The sequence below is a fragment of the Bacillus sp. PS217 genome (assembly GCF_037963535.1).
Classification (GTDB): Bacteria; Bacillota; Bacilli; order Bacillales; family Bacillaceae; genus Bacillus; species Bacillus subtilis.
This window is the reverse complement of sequence record NZ_CP150157.1, coordinates 1354350-1374359: the sequence shown is the minus strand read 5'-3', so window position 1 is coordinate 1374359 and position 20010 is coordinate 1354350. Positions and strand designations below refer to the sequence as shown.

Genomic DNA, 20010 nt, shown 5'->3' with positions numbered 1-20010 from the left:
TTGCTCTGCACCCTACGTATACGTGCAAGAAAGAGAAAAAATACCGCTCCTTCGCATAAAGAAGCAGTATTTCCTCAATCACCGCCATCAGTTTTTATCTGCCCATTTTAAATCGATATAGCCGACAGGGTGACGGACAATTCCCTTTACTTGTTCATTTTGCAGGTGAACCTGATTATAAAAATAAACCGGGATGATCGGCGCTTCATTGATGAGCAGCTCTTCAGCTTGATGCATAAGAGAGAACCGTGTTTTTTCATCGGCTTCATTTTTTGCCTGTTTGGTCAGCTGATCGTATTCTTTATTGGCCCAGCCTGTGCGGTTCATCGAATTACCCGTTTGAAAGGCTTCCAGAAAACTGATAGGGTCTGCATAATCAGGCAAAAATGAGCTTTGAGAGAATTGGAATTTCAGCGCTTTTTGATCCTCTAAAAATACGTTCCATTCCATATTGGCCAGCTTTACATCGACTCCAAGGCTATTTTTCAATTTTTGCTGAATAGCTTCGGCAATCTTTTTATGCTCCGGCTTTGTGCTGTAAGTAAGCGTGATCGCAGGAAGCTTATTATAGTTTTCTTCCTTCATGCCCTTTTCGAGCAGCTGCTTCGCTTTGCTTTCGTTAGGCTTGATCAGGTCTCCGCCTGCTTCACGGAAATCTTTGCCGTCAGGCTGCGTAAACCCAGGCGATACAAAGGCGCGCGCCGGTTTTTCATTATTTTTCGTGACGTACTTTACAATTTCCTCTTGATCCACAGCCATCGCAAAGGCTCTTCTGATGTTTTCATTTTGAAACGGCTCCATGTTGACATTAAATCGATAGAAATAGAGACCCGCCTGGTCAACAATATTGACGTTATCCTGATCAAGCAGCTGATCACTCAGCTCAGCAGGGACATAAGCGGTATCAAGTTCCCCTGATTGAAACATCTGATAATCTGTATTTCTGTCACTGACCATCGCCCATTTCACCTTATCAAGCTTCACGGTATCCTTATCCCAATACGTGTCGCTTTTCTCCATAGTGATGCTGTCATCATGCTTCCATTCCGTCAGCTTAAACGGGCCGTTTCCGACAAATGTATCTGCCTCAGCAAACCACTTTGGATTGTCTTTATCGACCTTTTCATTTACCGGAAAATACGCAGGATTGGACACAACGCTCAGAAAATATTTTTGCGGTGCTTCCAGTGTAACTTCAAGGGTTCGATCATCCTTTGCCGTCACCTTCACATCGTCTTTTTTCCCTTTCCCGCTGTTATATGCTTCGCCGCCTTCAATAAAATAACCTAGGAATGCCGATGAAGCGCCTTTTTTCGGATCAAGCATCCGCTTCCACGCGTATTCGAAGTCTCCGGCTGTTACCGGATCTCCGTTTGTCCATTTCGCATTTTCTCGAATCGTAAACGTGTAGGTTTTTTTATCCTTTGATACAGACCACTTTTCCGCCATTGCCGGCTCGGGCTCATGATCTTTGCCAAGACGCGTCAGCCCCTCCATGATGTTATTTAACGGCTGCCATGACACATTATTAAAGCCGATCGGCGGATCGAATGAAGTCGGTTCATTTTCATTATTTACATACAGCACCTTTTCTCCGCTGGTTTTTGCCTTATCATGACTGCCTTCTTTTCCGGCCTGTTCATTTGCTGTGCACCCCATCAGCGCAAACGAAAGTCCTAATGCAAGACCCATGCCCCATAGCTTTTTCACTCGTTTCATCCTCTTCCCCCTTTTCATGTTCAACCCTTCGCATCTCCTGACAGCATCGCATGCTCTGCTCGTTGATCCTGCAGCCAGCAGTTGACGCTGTGCGAGTCAGATCTGATCGTCTGTCCCGGGTACACCCTGTCACACACAACCATCCTGTTCGGACAGCGGGCGGCAAACGGGCAGCCCGGCGGAGGCGAAAATAAATCCGGCGGCGTTCCGTCGATCGGGATCAGCTCAGCGCCATCTAAATCCAGCCGCGGGACAGAAGCCAGCAGTCCTTTTGTATAAGGGTGCTGCGGCTGATAAAAAATATCTTTTCTCGTGCCGATTTCCGCCATTTTCCCGGCATACATGACTGCGACTCTGTCAGCTACCTGGGCAACGACCCCTAAATCATGTGTAATCAGGATGACAGACACATTCGTTTTTCTCTGAATCTCTTTAAACAGCTCTAAAATCTGTGCCTGAATGGTTACATCCAGGGCGGTGGTCGGTTCATCCGCAATTAAGATGTCAGGCTCGCAAATCAGCGCCATCGCAATGACAATCCGCTGTCTCATGCCGCCGCTGAATTGGTGGGGATATTGCTTTAGGCGCTCTTCGGGATCTGGAATACCAACCAATGACAGCATGGAAAGCACCTCTTTCCGCGCCGCTTTTTTGCTCATTTTTTTGTGGCGCAATAGCGCTTCCCCCAGCTGGTCGCCGACAGTCAGCGTAGGGTTTAACGCCGTCATCGGGTCTTGAAAAATCATAGAAATGTCGGCTCCCCTTATACCTCTCATTTCTTTGTCAGAGAGACGGCAAAGGTCTTTGTTTTTAAATAGAATGCTGCCGTCTGTCACCTTCGCCGAATAAGGCGGAAGCAGGCCCATGATGCTTTGGGAGGTAACGCTTTTGCCGCAGCCGGATTCGCCGACGATCGCAAAGGTTTCTCCTTTATACAAATCAAAGCTCACCCCTCTGACCGCCTGAACCGTCCCGCCGTAAGTCGTAAAAGACACGTGCAGATTTTGGACTGACAGAACTTTTTCCATACAGCTACCTCCTCAGCTTAGGGTCAAGCGCATCCTGCAATCCGTCCCCCAGCACATTAAACGCGTACATCGTCAGAGATATGAAAAAGGCCGGAAAAAATAGGCGCCACCAATGCCCAGATAAAATCGTGGGCAGGCCGTCATTCGCCATCACGCCCCAGCTTGCAAACGGAGCCTGTATGCCGAGGCCGAGAAAGCTTAAAAATGATTCTGCGAATATGGCGGCAGGTACGGTTAATGTCATTTGTACGATGATCGCTCCCATAGTATTCGGCAGCAAATTCTTCCGGATGATGCGAAAGGTTTTCGCGCCAAAGGTTTTCGAGGCGAGTACATATTCATAATTTTTAATCTGAAGCACCTGGCCTCTTACAATTCTCGCCATGCCGACCCACCCGGTCACAGTCAGCGCCACAATAATCGTGCCCAGTCCCGGTCCCATGAGCACCATCAGCAAAATGACAACAAGCAGGTACGGCAGTCCGTACAGCACTTCGATAATCCGCATCATAATGCTGTCAATCCTGCCGCCTTTATAGCCGGCAACGCCTCCGTAAATGACACCGATCAAAAAATCAATCAGTGCTGCCATCACGCCGACAAACAACGAGATTCTCGCGCCATACCATGTCCGGGTAAACACATCCCGGCCGAGTTCATCGGTGCCGAACCAATGATCGGCTGAGGGCGGAAGATTTTGTTCTGTCAGCGATTGGCGTACGACACTATGGGGCGATAAAAAGGGCCCGATAACTGCCATGACAAAAAGAAATAAAAGAATAAAGAGTCCGGCCATCGCTAATTTATTTTTTTTCAGCCTCCTCCAGGCATCCTGCGTGTATGACAAACTCGGCCGCTTGACCGAATCGGCTTCCCGATTTTTTTCCTGATTCAAGACAAACCACTCATCAGGCACCTGATTGTGCTGTTCTGGCTGGCGTTCATCCGTTTGTACAGGGAGATTCACACGCTTCACCCTTTCTTATGCAGTTTAATGCGCGGGTCTAAGAGACCGTAGGCCAAATCGACCAAAAACAGCATGATAATCAGAATGACGCTGTAAAAAACGGTCGTTCCCATAATCACGGGATAGTCCCGCTGATTAATGCTTTCAACAAAATATTTTCCCATTCCCGGAATGGCAAAGATTTTTTCAATGACAAAGCTTCCTGTTAAGATGCTGGCGACGAGTGTGCCCAGGACGGTAATGACGGGCATGAGTGCATTTCTGAGTGCGTGTTTTACGATAATTTTGAATGGAGAAAGCCCTTTTGCTTTTGCTGTGCGGATATAATCCTGTGTCAGAACTTCGACCATGCTCGACCGTGTCAGCCTGGCAATGATCGCCATTGGCCCTACAGCAAGCGCTGCGGTCGGAAGCACCATATGAATCGGGCTCGTCCATGTCGCAGCAGGAAATAGTTTGAGATTGACAGCAAATTGCTGAATGAGCAATGTTGCCAGAATAAAATTCGGGATGGAGATGCCGAGTACTGCAAGACTCATCGCGGCGTAGTCCAAAAAGCCATTGCGGCGGAGTGCAGCGATTACGCCCAGCACCAGCCCAGAAATCACAGCAATGACAATCGCTGTCATCCCAAGCTCAAAGGAAACGGGAAATCCGCGTTCCAGCATATCATTTACGCTGTCCGACGGTTTTTTAATTGAAGGTCCGAAATCGAATGTAATGATGGATTTTAAGTAGAAAATGTATTGGAAAATGAGAGGATCGTCTAAGTGATAGTAGGCTTCGAGATTTTTTTGAACGGCTTCATTTGTGCCTCTCTCCTCGTTAAAAGGAGATCCGGGAATGACCTTCATGAGAACAAAAGTCAGGGTGGTAATCACCAAAATTGTAGCTGCCATTGCCCAAAAACGCTTTATCATGTATCGCGCCAAAGCCTAAAACACCCCTTTAGCAGAATGATGTCCGCATCGCAAGCTCAGTCATGACAAGCATCGCCTGATAGGCTTCAAGCATGTCCTTCGCCTGAAATTGAACGGTTGTAGTTCCCGTCTTGATTTCCGTTCCCGGCATCAGATTCGCCCATTCTGCTTGGCCATAATTGGCGAATTCAATGCTCAGAACTGGCCTGTCAGGCGGGGTGAGCGGCTTGACTTTGTCCTTGTTTTGCAGGGCAAACGCAGTTTTTTCTGTCAACAGCCGTCCGGCTTTCGCAGGGGACAAGCACTTCACTGCGGATCTTGAAATGGTTTGTTTGACTGCGGCTGTCGTCACGTTCGGGATAAGCTCTTCCGCTTCCTTCGCCGCCCGGTCATCCCCGGCTACCATTAATACCGGGACATCATAATAACCGGCAACGTATGCATTTAATCCAAGCTCACCGACAGGCCGATCGTTTATGTAAAAATGACGGACGCCGAAAATCATGCTGTGTGACATGACACCGGGAGTCGAGGCTCTCGCATGATAACCGAGAAACAAAGCGCCTGTAAACGTATCATCCAGTCCCTCCACCATTGAAAATGGTTTGACGTCACCAGAAATCAAGTCTGCTTCAGGGTGAAGCTTTTCAACCATCAGATTATTCATCTTCGAATGACTGTCATTGACCAGCACCTCGGTACACCCGCTGTTAAACGCTTCAGCAATACAGTAGTTTGCTTCTTCAGTCATGATAAGCCGTCCGCGTTCATAATTCCGCTTGCCGGAATCCACAAAGGTATCGTCCGGAAGACCCGAAATACCTTCCATATCTACTGACATGTACAATTTCATAACGCTCCTCCTTTTTTACTAAATTATGAATATTCCAACAAATTATATTAAAAAAAGAGGAAAAATGCAATATAACTGGGGAAAATCTCAACCATTCAGTGATAAAAAAAGAATCCTCTTTCAAGGATTCATGTCTGTTTACCAACCTGTTCTGTAAGCAGTTCATATTTTTTCAGGGTTCTTTCAAACACCTCATCAAAAACGTCTGGCACAGAGGCGCGTATCACCTCAGCTCCCTCTCCCGTTATTCCGCCTTTGGTTGCGACACGTTCCAGCGTCTCCTCGAAAGACATATTTTTTTCGATCAGCATCTTGCCAGTTCCGTATAGCGAATGAATCAGAAAATCAAAGGCTTCTTCTTTGGACAAGCTGCTGCTTCTGACCGCAGACAGTGCCAGCTCTTCGAAGATTGCCGCTATGAATCCTGGTGCCGAGCTCGTTAAATTGCTGGCCGCATCTAAATTCGATTCTTTGATTTCTCGTACACGGCTGAAAACCGATAACAATTCATTCAGATATTCTTTTTTCTCTGCAGCCAGTGCTTCACTGTGAACGACAAGTGAGATGCCAGCTTCTGCTTCGGACGTAATGGCAGGAATAACACGTGAGATACCGGCTTCTGTTTCTGCCTCCAAAAGACGCAGCGGCACACCGGCAGCTATGGATACGATGTGAGTATTTCTGTTCACATACGGGTGCAGACGGCGCATTGTTTCGATGACATGGAGCGGCGGGACGCATATCAAAATCAATTGGCACGTCTTTGCCCAATTCTCCAACGGATCAGCCGATACGTTTGGATAATCTGACATAAGTGCCCGCAGCCGCTCCCCCTTCGTTCTCGTCTCAATAAATAGCTCATTCTCTTTTATTTGTTCATGTTTCAACAGCTGTCTGGCGATCATATCCGCCATGCTGCCATATCCAATCAATCCAATCTGTTCCATCGACTCAGTCCTTTCATATACAATATGAAGTGTACCGTTTTCCGCACTTTTTCACAATTTCCCATAATCTTTTCATTTTTATCCCACAGTTTTTGTTTATGATAAACTCAAGTCATAAACCTATCAATATAAATAGACATGTGAAAATAGAGAAACGGAGTGAACATGATGGATAACTATCGTGATGAAAACAGAACGAAAGGTAATGAGAATGAGGTCTTTTTAACGAAAGAGAACGATCAGAGCACCTCCTACTCGGCCCGCAATGTCATTCATGATCAGGAGAAGAAAAAACGAGGATTCGGATGGTTCAGACCGTTGCTTGGCGGAGTAATCGGCGGCAGTCTTGCCCTTGGCATTTACACGTTTACACCGCTTGGCGACCATGATTCTCAGGACACTGCAAAACAATCATCCAGCCAGCAGCAAACGCAATCTGTTACAGCAACAAGCACCTCCTCTGAATCTAAAAAAAGCTCATCAAGCTCAAGCAGCTCATCTGCATTCAAGAGCGAGGACTCTTCTAAAATCTCAGATATGGTAGAAGACCTTTCACCAGCGATTGTCGGTATTACAAATCTTCAGGCACAATCAAACAGCTCTTTGTTCGGCTCTAGTTCTTCTGATTCCAGCGAAGATACAGAAAGCGGTTCAGGGTCAGGTGTCATTTTCAAAAAAGAGAATGGCAAGGCTTATATCATTACAAATAACCACGTCGTAGAAGGGGCATCATCACTGAAGGTATCTTTATATGACGGCACTGAGGTTACTGCAAAGCTGGTAGGCAGTGACTCGTTAACTGATTTAGCCGTCCTCCAAATCAGTGATGACCACGTCACAAAAGTGGCAAACTTCGGTGATTCATCTGATCTTAGAACAGGCGAGACCGTTATTGCGATTGGGGATCCGCTTGGAAAAGACCTGTCCCGCACAGTAACACAAGGAATTGTAAGCGGCGTGGACAGAACGGTTTCAATGTCTACATCAGCCGGCGAAACGAGCATTAACGTCATTCAGACAGACGCAGCAATTAATCCAGGTAACAGCGGCGGTCCTTTGTTAAATACAGACGGCAAAATTGTCGGCATTAACAGTATGAAAATCAGTGAGGATGATGTTGAGGGTATCGGATTTGCCATTCCAAGCAATGACGTAAAACCGATTGCTGAAGAACTGCTGTCTAAAGGCCAAATTGAACGTCCATATATCGGTGTCAGCATGCTTGATCTGGAACAAGTGCCGCAAAATTACCAAGAAGGCACACTCGGCCTGTTCGGCAGCCAGCTGAATAAAGGTGTTTACATCCGTGAGGTCGCTTCAGGCTCTCCTGCTGAAAAGGCCGGATTAAAAGCGGAGGATATTATCATCGGCCTAAAAGGTAAAGAAATTGATACAGGCAGTGAATTGCGCAATATCTTATATAAAGACGCAAAGATCGGTGATACCGTTGAAGTGAAAATTCTCCGAAACGGCAAAGAAATGACGAAAAAAATTAAACTTGATCAAAAAGAAGAGAAAACTTCGTAAGACATAATGCCTCAGGCCGTAAAAGCGGTCTGAGGCTTTTTATTAGATAAAAGACCTAATTGCTCTATGAAACTTTCTGACGAGATATCCGTATATCATACAGATTGACATCATTCACATCAGATGCTAGAAACATCGTTTGCTAGGAGGCATGAACATGAAAACCGTGGGACTGAGTATGATCTGCGCAGGATTGGCTTTTCTTTTACTGAGCTTTCTTCTCTCTGAATCGACGTTGACGTGGGGAATTGTATTGGGTACCAGTATTCTATTAAACATAACTGGTACGGCTCTAATCATGCGTTTCTTAAAAGCCCCCAATCTAACAGCTGACATGCAGCAAAGCCGATGACGAAATCTTTAAGTTTTGCTGTTTTTATTTCGGCATGACTGAACCGCAGTACAAGCTCACAATCTCTTCTTTACCCAATTTCCATATATCTATCAGCATCTTTTGCTTTAGATCGGGCTCAGAGCATAAAAACCCCCTGTCCGTTACGGACAGGGGGTTTGAGGTTATGACATATGCTGGTCTCTATAGAGTCTTTTATTTTCAATTCCATACGATTTTTGGACGATGTAAAGCGGCCTGTCTTTGGCTTCATCGTAGATTCTGCCGATATATTCGCCGATCACGCCCAAAATCAGAAGGACAATGCCGCTGAACAGGAGCTGGATCACAATAAGTGATGACCAGCCGGTAATCGTGCTGTCTGTGAATAGCTTCAGATACAGCACGATAAACATATACAGAAATCCAGCACCTGACATTAAAATCCCCGCATAGCTTGCCAGCTTCAGCGGTTTATGTGAAAATGTCGTGATGCCGTCCATTGACAGCTTCAGCATTTTCTTGAGCGGGTACTTTGTTTCTCCGGCAAGCCTTTCATCACGTACATACTCGACCGCTGTCTGTTTAAAGCCCACCCAGCTGACTAGCCCTCTGACAAATGGATTTTTTTCTTTTAATCTCTTCATTTCATCACAGACTTTTCTGTCCATGAGACGAAAATCCCCCGTATCAATCGGGATATCAATATCTGTCATACCGCTGAGAAGCCGGTAAAACATAGCCGCGGTTTGTTTTTTGAAAAAGGTTTCCCCTTTTCGTTTAGTCCGCACGGCGTACACGACCTCATAGCCTTCCTTCCACTTTTCAATCATATCTAAAATCAGTTCAGGAGGGTCCTGCAAATCGGCGTCAATGACGACGATTGCATTCCCCTGTGCATAATCCATACCCGCCGTAATGGCGATCTGGTGTCCAAAATTCCTTGAAAAATCAATAATTTTCACTCTCGGATCGATCAGGCTGTGCTCTCTTAAAATCTCAATACTGCGGTCTTTGCTGCCATCGTTGACAAAAAGCAGCTCGTAGTTTTCCTTCGTTTGATCCATGACCTCTTTTAAGCGCTGATAGGTTTCATGAATGACAAGCTCTTCATTATACACAGGTACAACAATTGAATATTGAATATGTCTGCTCATGTTTTTGCCTCCTATTCATCAGCATGTAATTCGTATAATGTTGCTGACTGATTCATTCCGCCAGGTCCGCCCATTTTGACGTTTTCACCTGAAGCCTTGCTGCTTGATGTATCAGCCGAATCAGTATTTTCTGTTTTTTGATCAGAACTTGATTGCCATTTTTCTGATGCTACTTCTTTTCCATTTTTTTCAACCCATTCAACAATGTCATTGTTTCCGCCTCTTCCCATTCCAGAAGCCAAGAAGTATTTCACTTTTCCTTCTTTTACAAGTTTTTTGAATTGAGTCAGTGTGATCGCCGGGTCAGAACCGCTGTATCCGCCAATAGCCATGACAGCTTTTTTCGTTTTAATGATATATGGTGCCGCTGTGTTCGAATCGGTTGTGGCGAATAGGTATTCAGCTCCGGAGTTATTCTCCTCTAGATATTTGATCAGTTTTTCATTTACAGTCGCATCAGACATTCCCATGCCTTTTCCGCTCATTGATGCGAGCTGAGGGCCTGTTTCAGGCAGTGAGCTGTTGCCTCCGTACAGAAGTGGCGTACTTGCCCAATAAATCGGCATCACCAGCAATGCGAGGAGAGCTGCAAGTGAAACATAATAACTGAACGGTTTTTGGCGCTGTTTAAACAGCAGCAAAGCAATCGCTGACAACACGCCGATAACACCTACCCCGATACTCCATCCAACACCGATTTGATCGTTGTAGTTTCTGAGAATAAACAATTCAAATCCAGTTGTCGCAATAATTGCTCCTGGCAAAAGCCATGCTTTCCAGCCTGTCTGATTGCGATACAGATGAACAAGGGCAACCCATCCCGCACCAACAAAAGCCGCAATCGGCGGTGCCAGCATGATGAGATAATAATGATGGAAAAATTCTGCGACACTGAAGAATCCGGCAATCGGTACAAGCCACGCAACCCAGAACACCGTTTCCTTCTGCTCTATAGATAATCTTCTTCTTTCTCTTGCGCCAGCGATCAGTAAGCCTGCGATTCCAAATATCGCAAATGGCAGAAGCCAGCTGATTTGATCAGATAACTCTTGTTGGAAAAGCCGCAATGGACCAGGTGTTCCCGTTCCAAACATCCCTGAACCTGATTGCATTTTCGAACCGGTTCCTGTACCGCCTTTCCCTCCGTCTCCGCCAGGTCCGCCTTGGCCGCCATCTCCGCCGCTTGGAGGGCCTCCTTGACCGCCGCTTGGCATTTCTCCTCCGCTTGGCATTTGGCCATTGGATGGAGGTACCGTCATATTGCCATTTGAGGATTTACCATCGCTTGATGAGCTGCTGCCTGATGACTGATTAGGCGGTGCTTGAGTGTTATCAGAAGAAGACATTTCTTTTGAAGCGTCTTTGTTTGGCGCACCCTGGCCGCCGCCTGAATTTTGGCCTGTCAGCCGCTGGATTCCGTTATAGCCGAAAGCCAATTCCAAAACAGAGTTGGTTTGGCTGCTTCCGATATAAGGCCGCTTGCTTGCAGGGATATTGTCGACAATGAGCGGCCACGATAACGAAACGGCTGCTAATACGGCTAACGCACTTACCAATGAAACGATTTTTTTCTTGATTGTGGCGTTTGCCGCAATCAGATAGAACAATAAGAAAGCCGGCAAAATCATGTAAGCCTGCAGCATTTTTGTATTGAAACCTACTCCAACAACCAAAAATGCTGCTAACAGCCAGATCAGCTTTCCTTTTCTGATCGCTTTAAAGAGAAGCCATGTAGCAAGCAATAAGAAAAATACCAGTAATGCATCAACATTGTTTGTACGTGCTACAGCTACAGCAATCGGTGTACATGCCATGATGAAAGAGGCAATTCTTGCTGCTGTCTTACCGAATGTCGGTTTTATTAACAGATACATTAAAAGGACAGAACCTACACCAGCAAGTGCCTGAGGCAGGATGACGCTCCAGCCGTGCATACCGAATATAAGTGCGCTGATGGTTTGTATCTGGAACGTAATAGGCGGTTTATCAACCGTTATAAACCCCGCCGCGTCGAATGAGGCATAGAAAAAATTATGAAAGCTTTGCATCATACTTGTGACTGCAGCGGTGTAATAAGGATTCACCGTATCATCATTCCAGATGTTATAGATATTTAAGAATGCAGATGCGAGCAAAATGAGGATGAGGAAAATATCCAGCTCGCGTTTTTTCTTTTCCACGTGTTTTTCACTCCTTTTGGCTAACTTGGAAATAGTGTAACAAGCAAATATGAATAAACTATTAATAAACAAAGACAATATTTTTGCCGAGGCCATTTCATGCCAATCATCCTATATACAGCTGGTTTCAAGCCCTTTCTCCAAATCGTAATCTGCGATGCGTTTTCCCAAAATAAAAAAGCCCTCCGGCGCGCCGGAGGGCAAATGAATCACAATTTATTGGATCGGTTTCAATTTCGCTTCAATTTCAGCTCTTCGATGCTCAAGATATGGCGGAAGAGCGATCGTTTGGCCAAGCTCATCAAGATTTTCATCTACCATAAAGCCCGGTCCGTCTGTTGATAACTCGAACAAAATGCCGTTCGGTTCTCTGAAATACAGCGCCTTGAAATAGTAGCGCTCAACTATGCCTGAATTGCTAAAGCCTTCGCGGCTGATGATCCGGTGCCACCCGGCAAGTTCTTCTTCATCTCTTACCCGAAATGCGACGTGGTGAACACTCCCTTTGCCTTGACGCTCGCGCGGAAGATCGTTTCTTTCTATTAAATGGATTTCCGTTGCAGCACCGCCTTCTCCTGATTCCAGAATAACGGCGGTTCCTTGCCCTTCGACTGGTTCACGGCTGATTTCTGTAAATCCAAGAATATTCGTCAATACGTGTAAAGTTGGTTCAGCATATGGCACAGTCAGTTCAACCGGCCCTAACCCGCGAAACGAAAATTCTTCCGGAATGCCGCTCTGTTTAACAGGCAGGCCATATCCTTTTCCTTCCTCATCAGCAGTCAGCACAAGTCGCTGCCCTTCATGATCTTGAAATGCCAATATGTCACGTCCGGCTCTTTTGGAGATGCCGCTGTGCGTTACTTGCTGCTCTTCAAAACGTTCTTTCCAGTAATGCAGGGCTTCTGTGCCTGGAACGCGCAATCCAATAGAAGAAATACTGTTTGTTCCCGCATGAAACGGTGCAATGCGGGGAATCTCGAAAAACGTCAGCTCAGTTCCCGGGTTTGCCACTTCATCTCCGTAGAACAGATGGTACATTGTCGGTTCATCCTGATTGACGGATTTTTTGACTAGCTTTAATCCTAGTACTTTCTTATAGAAATCCAAGTTTTTTTGTGCGTCGGCCGTTAATGCCGATACGTGGTGAATGCCGTTAACTTTCATATGCTGTCCCTCCAGGTTATTTTATCTCGATTTCGAGATATCATATCATAATTGTATATTTATTGTTCTAATAACAAAGTATTTTATTCGCATGAGAAAGTCAACATATCAGCTTCACCGAAGGTTCGTTCATTTTCTGAATTCTCACCTCCCCTCTGTACCGGCTAAAATCCTAATACAGAAAACACGAACTTTGTAAATAAAAATCATGAATTTTATTCGTTTATAGATCGTTAAAACAGGTGTTTCCACAGTTTTATCTACTGTACCCAAAGCAAATTTCGAAAATCAGAAAATTTATTTTATTTCACTTTTCTAAAATAGGGTTTACAATATGAAAAAATAGATTCTTCAACATGAAGCTTCAACATCATAGGAGGTTAAGGACATGCATACTGAAGACAACGGTTTGAAAAAAGAGATAGGCCTCTTGTTTGCCCTTACTCTTGTCATCGGAACCATTATCGGTTCTGGTGTTTTTATGAAGCCCGGCGCTGTGCTTGCTTATTCAGGTGATTCAAAAACGGCGCTTTTCGCCTGGCTGCTAGGCGGTATTTTAACACTGGCGGGCGGTTTGACAATCGCGGAAATCGGAACGCAGATTCCAAAAACCGGCGGGCTTTATACGTACCTTGAAGAAGTGTACGGCGAGTTTTGGGGATTTTTGTGCGGCTGGGTGCAGATTATCATTTACGGTCCGGCGATTATCGGCGCGCTGGGTTTATATTTTGGATCTTTAATGGCGAATCTTTTCGGCTGGGGATCTGGACTATCAAAAGTCATTGGAATCATAGCAGTTCTCTTTTTATGCGTCATTAATATTATCGGTACAAAATATGGCGGTTTTGTCCAAACGCTGACAACGATCGGAAAACTGATTCCGATTGCCTGCATCATCATCTTTGGCCTTTGGAAAGGCGATCAGCACATCTTCACAGCAGTAAACGAAAGCATTTCCGATATGAACTTCGGGGCGGCTATTTTAGCTACGTTGTTTGCTTATGACGGATGGATTCTCCTTGCCGCTCTCGGCGGAGAAATGAAAAATCCCGAAAAGCTGCTTCCACGCGCTATGACGGGCGGATTATTAATTGTAACAGCGATCTATATTTTCATTAATTTTGCATTGCTCCACATCCTGTCAGCGAACGAAATTGTCACGCTTGGTGAAAATGCGACAAGCACCGCGGCAACCATGCTGTTCGGGTCAATTGGCGGAAAGCTGATCAGTGTAGGGATTATCGTCAGCATCTTTGGGTGCTTAAATGGAAAGGTGCTTTCTTTCCCGCGTGTTTCATTTGCAATGGCGGAACGCAAACAGCTTCCATTTGCTGAAAAACTGTCACATGTACACCCGTCGTTCCGCACACCATGGATTGCGATTTCTTTTCAAATTGCTTTGGCTTTGATTATGATGCTGATCAGCAACCCTGATAAGCTCTCAGAAATCTCTATTTTCATGATCTACATTTTTTATGTGATGGCCTTTTTTGCAGTGTTTATTCTCCGCAAGCGAGCAAAGGGAAAAAAGCGCGCCTACAGTGTTCCGCTTTATCCATTTATGCCAATTCTGGCAATCGCGGGCTCCTTCTTTGTGCTAGGCAGCACACTCATTACAGATACAATGAGCTGCGGATTATCCATCCTCATCGGCCTTGCCGGGCTGCCTGTCTATTACGGGATGAAAAAACGAAAAGCAAGCTGATAAAACGGTTCCCTTGTTTAGGGAACCGTTTTTTGGTGAAACAGAAGATAAAAGTTGACAGGAAAAACACAACTTTTGATATACTTTTTACGTTAAGCAGAAAGTTTTTGCAAACTTGGGTCGTTTTTTTAAAGCGAAGTAGGTCAAAATAAGGAGACACGATTTATCAAAAAAGTCAAGATACGTTTTTTTCGACTTTACCTGTTTTTTTTCGACAAAAGGCTATATAATAATTTGATGTGTGCATTGTTCATTCAAACTATGGAGGGTTTTTAATGATAAGAAGAAAAAAAGATAAGTTCTCACTCCTTTTAACAGAAATTGCAAAGAACATAGACGAAACTGCAGAATATTTTGTGAATTTTAAGGTCACTAACCAAACGACTCTTAAAGAATTTGCAGATACGTTAAAGGAATATGAAACAAAAGGTGACAATCATGTTCATGTCATGATTAAAGAGCTTAACAAAGCGTTCATCACTCCTATTGAGCGCGAAGATATCCTTCAGCTGACAAACAGCTTGGATGATGTGCTTGACGGAATCGAACATTTCTCAGCCATGATGGAGATTTTCTCAATTACTTCATCAGACGAGCATATCGATAAATTCAGCGGATACATCAGAGAATGTGCGAAAGAGATTTTGATTACGATCGAGCTGCTGGCAGAAAATCGCTTAAAGGATATTCAGCCTCACGCAATCAAAATTAAAGAGTATGAGCACAGCTGTGACAACTTGCACAGAAAATCATTAAAGAATCTTTTCGGAAATGAAACAGACCCAATCAAAGTCATTCAATATCGTGAAATTTACGAAACGCTTGAAGAAATCGCCGACTCTTGTCAAAGTGTTGCCAATAATCTTGAAACCATCATTATGAAAAACGCGTAACGAGGGGTAAAAATGGATATTCTATTAATATTAACGATACTAATAGTCATTTGTGCTCTGGCGTTTGATTTCATCAACGGGTTTCATGATACGGCAAACGCAATTGCGACTTCAGTATCAACAAAAGCGTTGAAACCGCGCCATGCCATTATATTGGCGGCTGTGATGAACTTTATCGGAGCAATGACGTTTACAGGTGTTGCCAAAACCATTACGAAAGACATCGTAGATCCTTATACGCTGGAAAATGGCTCTGTTGTCATTTTGGCTGCGCTACTCGCTGCAATTGCCTGGAACCTTATCACATGGTACTACGGTATCCCAAGCAGCTCATCCCATGCCATCATCGGCGCTATTGCCGGTGCAGCCATTGCGGCAGCCGGATTTGCAGCGTTAAACTATAAGGGCTTCATTAAAATCATTGAAGCACTGATCCTATCACCAATTATTGCCTTTGTCCTTGGTTTTATTCTTTATAGCATCGTTAAGCTGATTTTCAAAGACAGCAACTTGGCGAAAACGAATAAGCAATTCCGCAGAGTGCAGATTGTAACAGCTGCCCTGCAATCGTATACACACGGAACAAACGATGCGCAAAAAGCAATGGGAATTATCACAATGGCTCTCATCACAGCGAATTTACATACTTCTGCTAATGATATTCCTACCTGGGTGCAATTCGCCTGCGCGACAGCCATGGGTCTCGGAACATCAATCGGCGGCTGGAAAATCATCAAAACCGTTGGCGGAAAGATCATGAAAATCCGTCCGGTAAACGGTGTTTCCGCTGACTTAACCGGAGCAGCCATTATTTTCGGCGCCACGTTTATTCATTTGCCGGTCAGTACAACCCACGTCATTTCTTCATCAATTCTTGGCGTCGGTGCGTCCCACCGCGTAAAAGGCGTAAACTGGGGTACGGCCAAGCGAATGCTCATTACATGGGTCATCACGCTTCCGATTTCAGCGACACTTGGTGCCATCGCCTACTTTATTTTAAATATGATATTTTAATGTCACACCGCTTCTGTCAAAGGAGCGGTTTTTTTGATCGAACAGGAAAACCATCCGGATCTCTCGAATACAATAAGCAGAACCTATTTCAGATGTGAGGGATTCGAATATGGTTTTATTCTTTCAGATCATGGTCTGGTGCATCGTGGCCGGACTGGGGTTATACGTGTATGCCACGTGGCGTTTCGAAGCGAAGGTCAAAGAAAAAATGTTCGCCATCCGGAAAACTTGGTATTTGCTGTTTGTTCTGGGCGCTATGGTATACTGGACATATGAGCCCACTTCCCTATTTACCCACTGGGAACGGTATCTCATTGTCGCAGTCAGTTTTGCTTTGATTGATGCTTTTATCTTCTTAAGTGCATACGTCAAAAAACTGGCCGGCAGCGAGCTTGAAACAGACACAAGAGAAATTCTTGAAGAAAACAACGAAATGCTCCACATGTACCTCAATCGGCTGAAAACATACCAATACCTATTGAAAAACGAACCGATCCATGTTTATTATGGAAGTATAGATGCTTATGCTGAAGGTATTGATAAGCTGCTGAAAACCTATGCTGATAAAATGAACTTAACGGCTTCTCTTTGCCACTATTCGACACAGGCTGATAAAGACCGGTTAACCGAGCATATGGATGATCCGGCAGATGTACAAACACGGCTCGATCGAAAGGATGTTTATTACGACCAATACGGAAAAGTGGTTCTCATCCCCTTTACCATCGAGACACAGAACTATGTCATCAAGCTGACGTCTGACAGCATTGTCACGGAATTTGATTATTTGCTATTTACGTCATTAACGAGCATATATGATTTGGTGCTGCCAATTGAGGAGGAAGGTGAAGGATAATGGAACGTGCGTTTCAAAACAGATGCGAGCCCAGAGCGGCGAAGCCGTTTAAAATCCTGAAAAAACGTTCAACCACCAGTGTCGCAAGCTATCAAGTCAGTCCGCATACAGCAAGAATCTTCAAAGAAAACGAACGGCTGATTGACGAGTATAAACGAAAAAAAGCATGATCACACTAAAAGGACAAGGGAAAACAGCTCTTGTCCTTATTCCTTTTCTTAAAGGGTTACATATAATAAATACAAACAGAGGATAATGTCAGGTGATACAGTGAAAAAATTGGTGAGGCGTGTGAAGTTTGTTGATTACGGAAGGTTTGGGCTTTCCGGGTACTCGCTTCGGGTGAGGGAGCGCAGTGCCATGGTAATGAAGCAGCTAAAAAAACGAACAAAAAAAAGCGACAATTAAACAATATGTCGCTTTTTATATTCATCATTTTTATCTGTTTCATTAAAAAGCTTTGCGTACATGATTTCTAAATACTTCATTGGATGGATTATATATTTCACAATTCTGTTAAATGCTCGCGATCCCAAAATAGACGTTACTCCTAATGCCATCGTAAAACATAATACTAATCGAGTATCAGGGTTTTGCTCATTTAACCAGCTGTTATGCGTAAATAACGGGAAGACAAAGATCATATGAAATAAAAAGATCGCTAGTGAGTGTTCTCCCCATTGGGTTAATTTGTTTTTGCCAGCACCAACTGCATTTAATAATAAGAAAATGCCTAACACTGCTAAGGAATAATGAAAGAATACAATAGCAGTATAACTGTGATTCTCTATATGGAATTTTTGATAGCCAAGAAAACCAAAAAACAGCTGATCAAATTTATCATGATGAAAGTCTAATATGATGAATATCAATGCAGAGACAGCTAAAGTGGAAAACAATTTAAACTTAAATTTGTCTAATGAACTATATATTTTACTCATCAGATCTCTTGAACAATAAAAACCAGCCAAGAAAAATGGAAGAAAAACAAAAGTCCTTAATATAGAAAGCGTTTGTGTATGCATATTGCTATAGTATATTTTGATAAATTCTATTATCTCATCTGCGTAAAACCTGGAAAAAAAGCTTGCAACCAGCAATAAAATCAACAATGTCGATTTTATGACATTTCTGCCGTTTATTTTCTTGAGAATGATAGCTAATGCATACCAGCTGCAGAGACTGACAATATACCACAAATGAGTATGCGGTCTTCCATAAGTAAATTGAATCACAGAAAAGTTACCTGCGTAGTAACGGTACACACAGTAAAAGGTTTGAAAAATAACATATAACAGAATGAGATTAATAACTTTTTTGATTGATGGCCTTTTGGAAAAATAACCATTTAAAAAAATAAAAGCAGGCATATGGAATGAATAAATGAATTCAATCATATTTTCCAGCCCGCTTTTACTAACACCCAGCAAATGGGCAAATACAACCAGAAATATCAATACACCTTTGACATTATTTAATTTAATATCTTTTTGCACAGTAAGACCACCCATAAATACAAAATTCGTCATATTCAGTATGGTTTTACTAGCTGAAGATGTCAATGTTTTCTTTCTACATAACTAATAAGGCACGGATTTTCTCCCTAGTCGCAGGCCCATAGATACCGTCAGCAGTTAGACCGTTAACAGACTGAAAACGGGCAACTGCGTCAGCTGTTTTCGGTCCGTAAACGCCGTCAATCCCGTTGTTAACAGCGCCTTTATCAGGGTAAAAATACAGAGCCGCAAGTGCTCGTTGCACCTGAAAGACGTGTTCTCCTGAGGTATATGGTGTTGTCAATTGAATGATACCATCAGGGAGCGGATAGAGCTCGGGTTCTTCAGCGGACGATGAAGCACTTACAATTAATACTTGACCAACGCGAATAAGATTCGGGTCTTCGATATTGTTCCACTCTTGCAGCTGAGCAACCGTAACACCAAATGCTCTCGCTATAGATGTAAGTGTGTCGCCCTGTTTCACGACGTAAGTTTGGCTGCCGCCTCCCCCAATTCCTGCTTTGAACGAATCCCACGTATCTAACAATTTTCGCGGACATTCCTTCCCTGACCAATACTTATGAGGGACGACATTGGCTAGACTGATATTATGTTCAGCCATTAATGTTTTGATGAGCCACTGGGCATTTGCTGTTGCTTTTGCAAAATCTCCATCAGCATTTTCGCAAATTTCAATTCCGATAGAAGCCCGGTTGCCGCTGCCATTTCCATCTCCCGCATGCCAGCCGTTTTCATTCAAAGGCAGATGCTGATAAATTTCTGTATCATCAACTGTAAAATGCCAGCTTGTCGTCGTATCAGGATTTTTCAAATAGCGGGCATGCGCTGCAGCATCTGCCCCTACTGCGGTATTCGCTGTATTGTGCACCGTAATGTAAAGCGGCGTCATTGCGTAGCCTGGACGGTTATTTGCGCCAACCGGAATAAAGTCTTGAATAATGTTAACCATTTTCATCTCTCCTTATTTCGTCAGATTATTGTCCCTTAACAAGTCGCGCTGTTTTTTCCCTTTTTCTGTTATATAGTTGTTTTTAAACCAAGCGGCAAGTGTCGTTCCAATTGTAAATGCGATGGAACCGGCTGAATAAAGAGCGTCAGCGAGCTGATTGACCTGCTCCTCCTGAATGTCCAATGGTGATTTGCCGAGCATCAGCATGGTCTGGTTGATTAAAGCAATTAAAAGAAGCACCGTCCTGATGACCGTGCCCTTGTCAAACGTGTTCATG

Annotated in this window: 20 protein-coding genes and 1 pseudogene; 8 read left to right on the top strand and 13 right to left on the bottom strand. The window is 44.1% G+C overall.

Going from position 1 to position 20010, the window contains the following annotated elements; genetic code table 11:
• Positions 1 to 87: 87 nt before the first annotated feature.
• The 6 genes from dppE to proG form a co-directional block, all read right to left on the bottom strand.
• On the bottom strand, positions 88 to 1737 hold the full coding sequence (dppE, locus tag NSQ83_RS07245; protein WP_198878803.1) for a dipeptide ABC transporter substrate-binding protein DppE: 1650 nt from the start codon (positions 1735 to 1737) through the stop codon (positions 88 to 90).
• A gap of 2 nt (positions 1738 to 1739) precedes the next feature.
• Positions 1740 to 2747 carry a dipeptide ABC transporter ATP-binding subunit DppD gene (gene dppD / locus NSQ83_RS07240; protein WP_033884941.1) on the bottom strand — a complete coding sequence of 336 codons (1008 nt, stop codon included), beginning with the start codon at positions 2745 to 2747 and terminating at the stop codon, positions 1740 to 1742.
• Between the two features lie 4 nt (positions 2748 to 2751).
• Positions 2752 to 3714 (bottom strand): dipeptide ABC transporter permease DppC, encoded by a 963-nt coding sequence (gene dppC / locus NSQ83_RS07235; protein ID WP_003245702.1) that lies wholly within the window; start codon positions 3712 to 3714, stop codon positions 2752 to 2754.
• A gap of 5 nt (positions 3715 to 3719) precedes the next feature.
• Entirely contained in the window at positions 3720 to 4646 is a 927-nt protein-coding gene (dppB, locus tag NSQ83_RS07230) for a dipeptide ABC transporter permease DppB (RefSeq protein ID WP_003245446.1), read from the bottom strand.
• 16 nt (positions 4647 to 4662) lie between these two features.
• Positions 4663 to 5487 (bottom strand): D-aminopeptidase DppA, encoded by an 825-nt coding sequence (gene dppA, locus NSQ83_RS07225; RefSeq protein ID WP_014479576.1) that lies wholly within the window; start codon positions 5485 to 5487, stop codon positions 4663 to 4665.
• 128 nt (positions 5488 to 5615) lie between these two features.
• The gene (proG, locus tag NSQ83_RS07220) at positions 5616 to 6434 is read right to left on the bottom strand and encodes a pyrroline-5-carboxylate reductase ProG (RefSeq protein ID WP_198878716.1); all 819 of its coding nucleotides are present in this window, start codon (positions 6432 to 6434) and stop codon (positions 5616 to 5618) included.
• A gap of 168 nt (positions 6435 to 6602) precedes the next feature.
• Between proG and htrA the strand changes: the two genes are divergently transcribed.
• Both htrA and NSQ83_RS07210 read left to right on the top strand, forming a co-directional pair.
• On the top strand, positions 6603 to 7961 hold the full coding sequence (htrA, locus tag NSQ83_RS07215) for a serine protease HtrA (protein ID WP_015252257.1): 1359 nt from the start codon (positions 6603 to 6605) through the stop codon (positions 7959 to 7961).
• A 157-nt stretch (positions 7962 to 8118) separates the two neighbouring features.
• On the top strand, positions 8119 to 8313 hold the full coding sequence (locus NSQ83_RS07210) for a hypothetical protein (RefSeq protein ID WP_033884949.1): 195 nt from the start codon (positions 8119 to 8121) through the stop codon (positions 8311 to 8313).
• 164 nt (positions 8314 to 8477) lie between these two features.
• Here the strand turns inward: NSQ83_RS07210 and NSQ83_RS07205 are convergent, their stop codons facing one another.
• From NSQ83_RS07205 to NSQ83_RS07190, 4 genes and pseudogenes are all read right to left on the bottom strand, one after another.
• Positions 8478 to 9449: a glycosyltransferase family 2 protein gene (locus NSQ83_RS07205; RefSeq protein WP_015715747.1), complete on the bottom strand. Its 972-nt coding sequence runs from the start codon at positions 9447 to 9449 to the stop codon at positions 8478 to 8480.
• Between the two features lie 11 nt (positions 9450 to 9460).
• Entirely contained in the window at positions 9461 to 11629 is a 2169-nt protein-coding gene (locus NSQ83_RS07200) for a glycosyltransferase family 39 protein (protein WP_198878802.1), read from the bottom strand.
• Positions 11630 to 11641: 12 nt separating this feature from the next.
• A pseudogene (locus NSQ83_RS07195) lies at positions 11642 to 11737 on the bottom strand (hypothetical protein); the annotation flags it as partial.
• 108 nt (positions 11738 to 11845) lie between these two features.
• Positions 11846 to 12796: a ring-cleaving dioxygenase gene (locus NSQ83_RS07190; RefSeq protein ID WP_003245086.1), complete on the bottom strand. Its 951-nt coding sequence runs from the start codon at positions 12794 to 12796 to the stop codon at positions 11846 to 11848.
• Positions 12797 to 13184: 388 nt separating this feature from the next.
• On the opposite strand from NSQ83_RS07190, the gene steT reads away from it, so the two are divergent.
• The 6 genes from steT (at position 13185) to spoIISC (ending at position 17672) form a co-directional block, all read left to right on the top strand.
• A complete protein-coding gene (gene steT, locus NSQ83_RS07185; RefSeq protein ID WP_015252262.1) occupies positions 13185 to 14501 on the top strand; it encodes a serine/threonine exchanger in 1317 nt (438 codons plus the stop codon).
• Between the two features lie 275 nt (positions 14502 to 14776).
• Positions 14777 to 15394 (top strand): DUF47 domain-containing protein, encoded by a 618-nt coding sequence (locus NSQ83_RS07180; protein WP_003218470.1) that lies wholly within the window; start codon positions 14777 to 14779, stop codon positions 15392 to 15394.
• 12 nt (positions 15395 to 15406) lie between these two features.
• Complete coding sequence (locus NSQ83_RS07175) at positions 15407 to 16408, top strand: inorganic phosphate transporter (protein ID WP_014479569.1); 1002 nt, start codon at positions 15407 to 15409, stop codon at positions 16406 to 16408.
• Between the two features lie 109 nt (positions 16409 to 16517).
• On the top strand, positions 16518 to 17264 hold the full coding sequence (spoIISA, locus tag NSQ83_RS07170; RefSeq protein WP_089172519.1) for a toxin-antitoxin-antitoxin system toxin SpoIISA: 747 nt from the start codon (positions 16518 to 16520) through the stop codon (positions 17262 to 17264).
• Positions 17264 to 17434: a three component toxin-antitoxin-antitoxin system antitoxin SpoIISB gene (spoIISB, locus tag NSQ83_RS07165; RefSeq protein WP_003232646.1), complete on the top strand. Its 171-nt coding sequence runs from the start codon at positions 17264 to 17266 to the stop codon at positions 17432 to 17434. The genes spoIISA and spoIISB overlap by 1 nt, the downstream gene beginning before the upstream one ends.
• An 85-nt stretch (positions 17435 to 17519) precedes the next feature.
• Complete coding sequence (gene spoIISC / locus NSQ83_RS07160) at positions 17520 to 17672, top strand: three component toxin-antitoxin-antitoxin system antitoxin SpoIISC (protein ID WP_131228329.1); 153 nt, start codon at positions 17520 to 17522, stop codon at positions 17670 to 17672.
• On the opposite strand, the gene NSQ83_RS07155 is transcribed toward spoIISC, so the two are convergent.
• From NSQ83_RS07155 to NSQ83_RS07145, 3 genes are all read right to left on the bottom strand, one after another.
• Positions 17669 to 18760: an acyltransferase family protein gene (locus NSQ83_RS07155; protein ID WP_198878715.1), complete on the bottom strand. Its 1092-nt coding sequence runs from the start codon at positions 18758 to 18760 to the stop codon at positions 17669 to 17671. The genes spoIISC and NSQ83_RS07155 overlap by 4 nt on opposite strands.
• A gap of 76 nt (positions 18761 to 18836) precedes the next feature.
• The gene (locus NSQ83_RS07150) at positions 18837 to 19733 is read right to left on the bottom strand and encodes an N-acetylmuramoyl-L-alanine amidase (protein ID WP_198878714.1); all 897 of its coding nucleotides are present in this window, start codon (positions 19731 to 19733) and stop codon (positions 18837 to 18839) included.
• Positions 19734 to 19745: 12 nt separating this feature from the next.
• A complete protein-coding gene (locus tag NSQ83_RS07145; RefSeq protein ID WP_014479566.1) occupies positions 19746 to 20009 on the bottom strand; it encodes a phage holin in 264 nt (87 codons plus the stop codon).
• Position 20010: the final 1 nt, after the last annotated feature.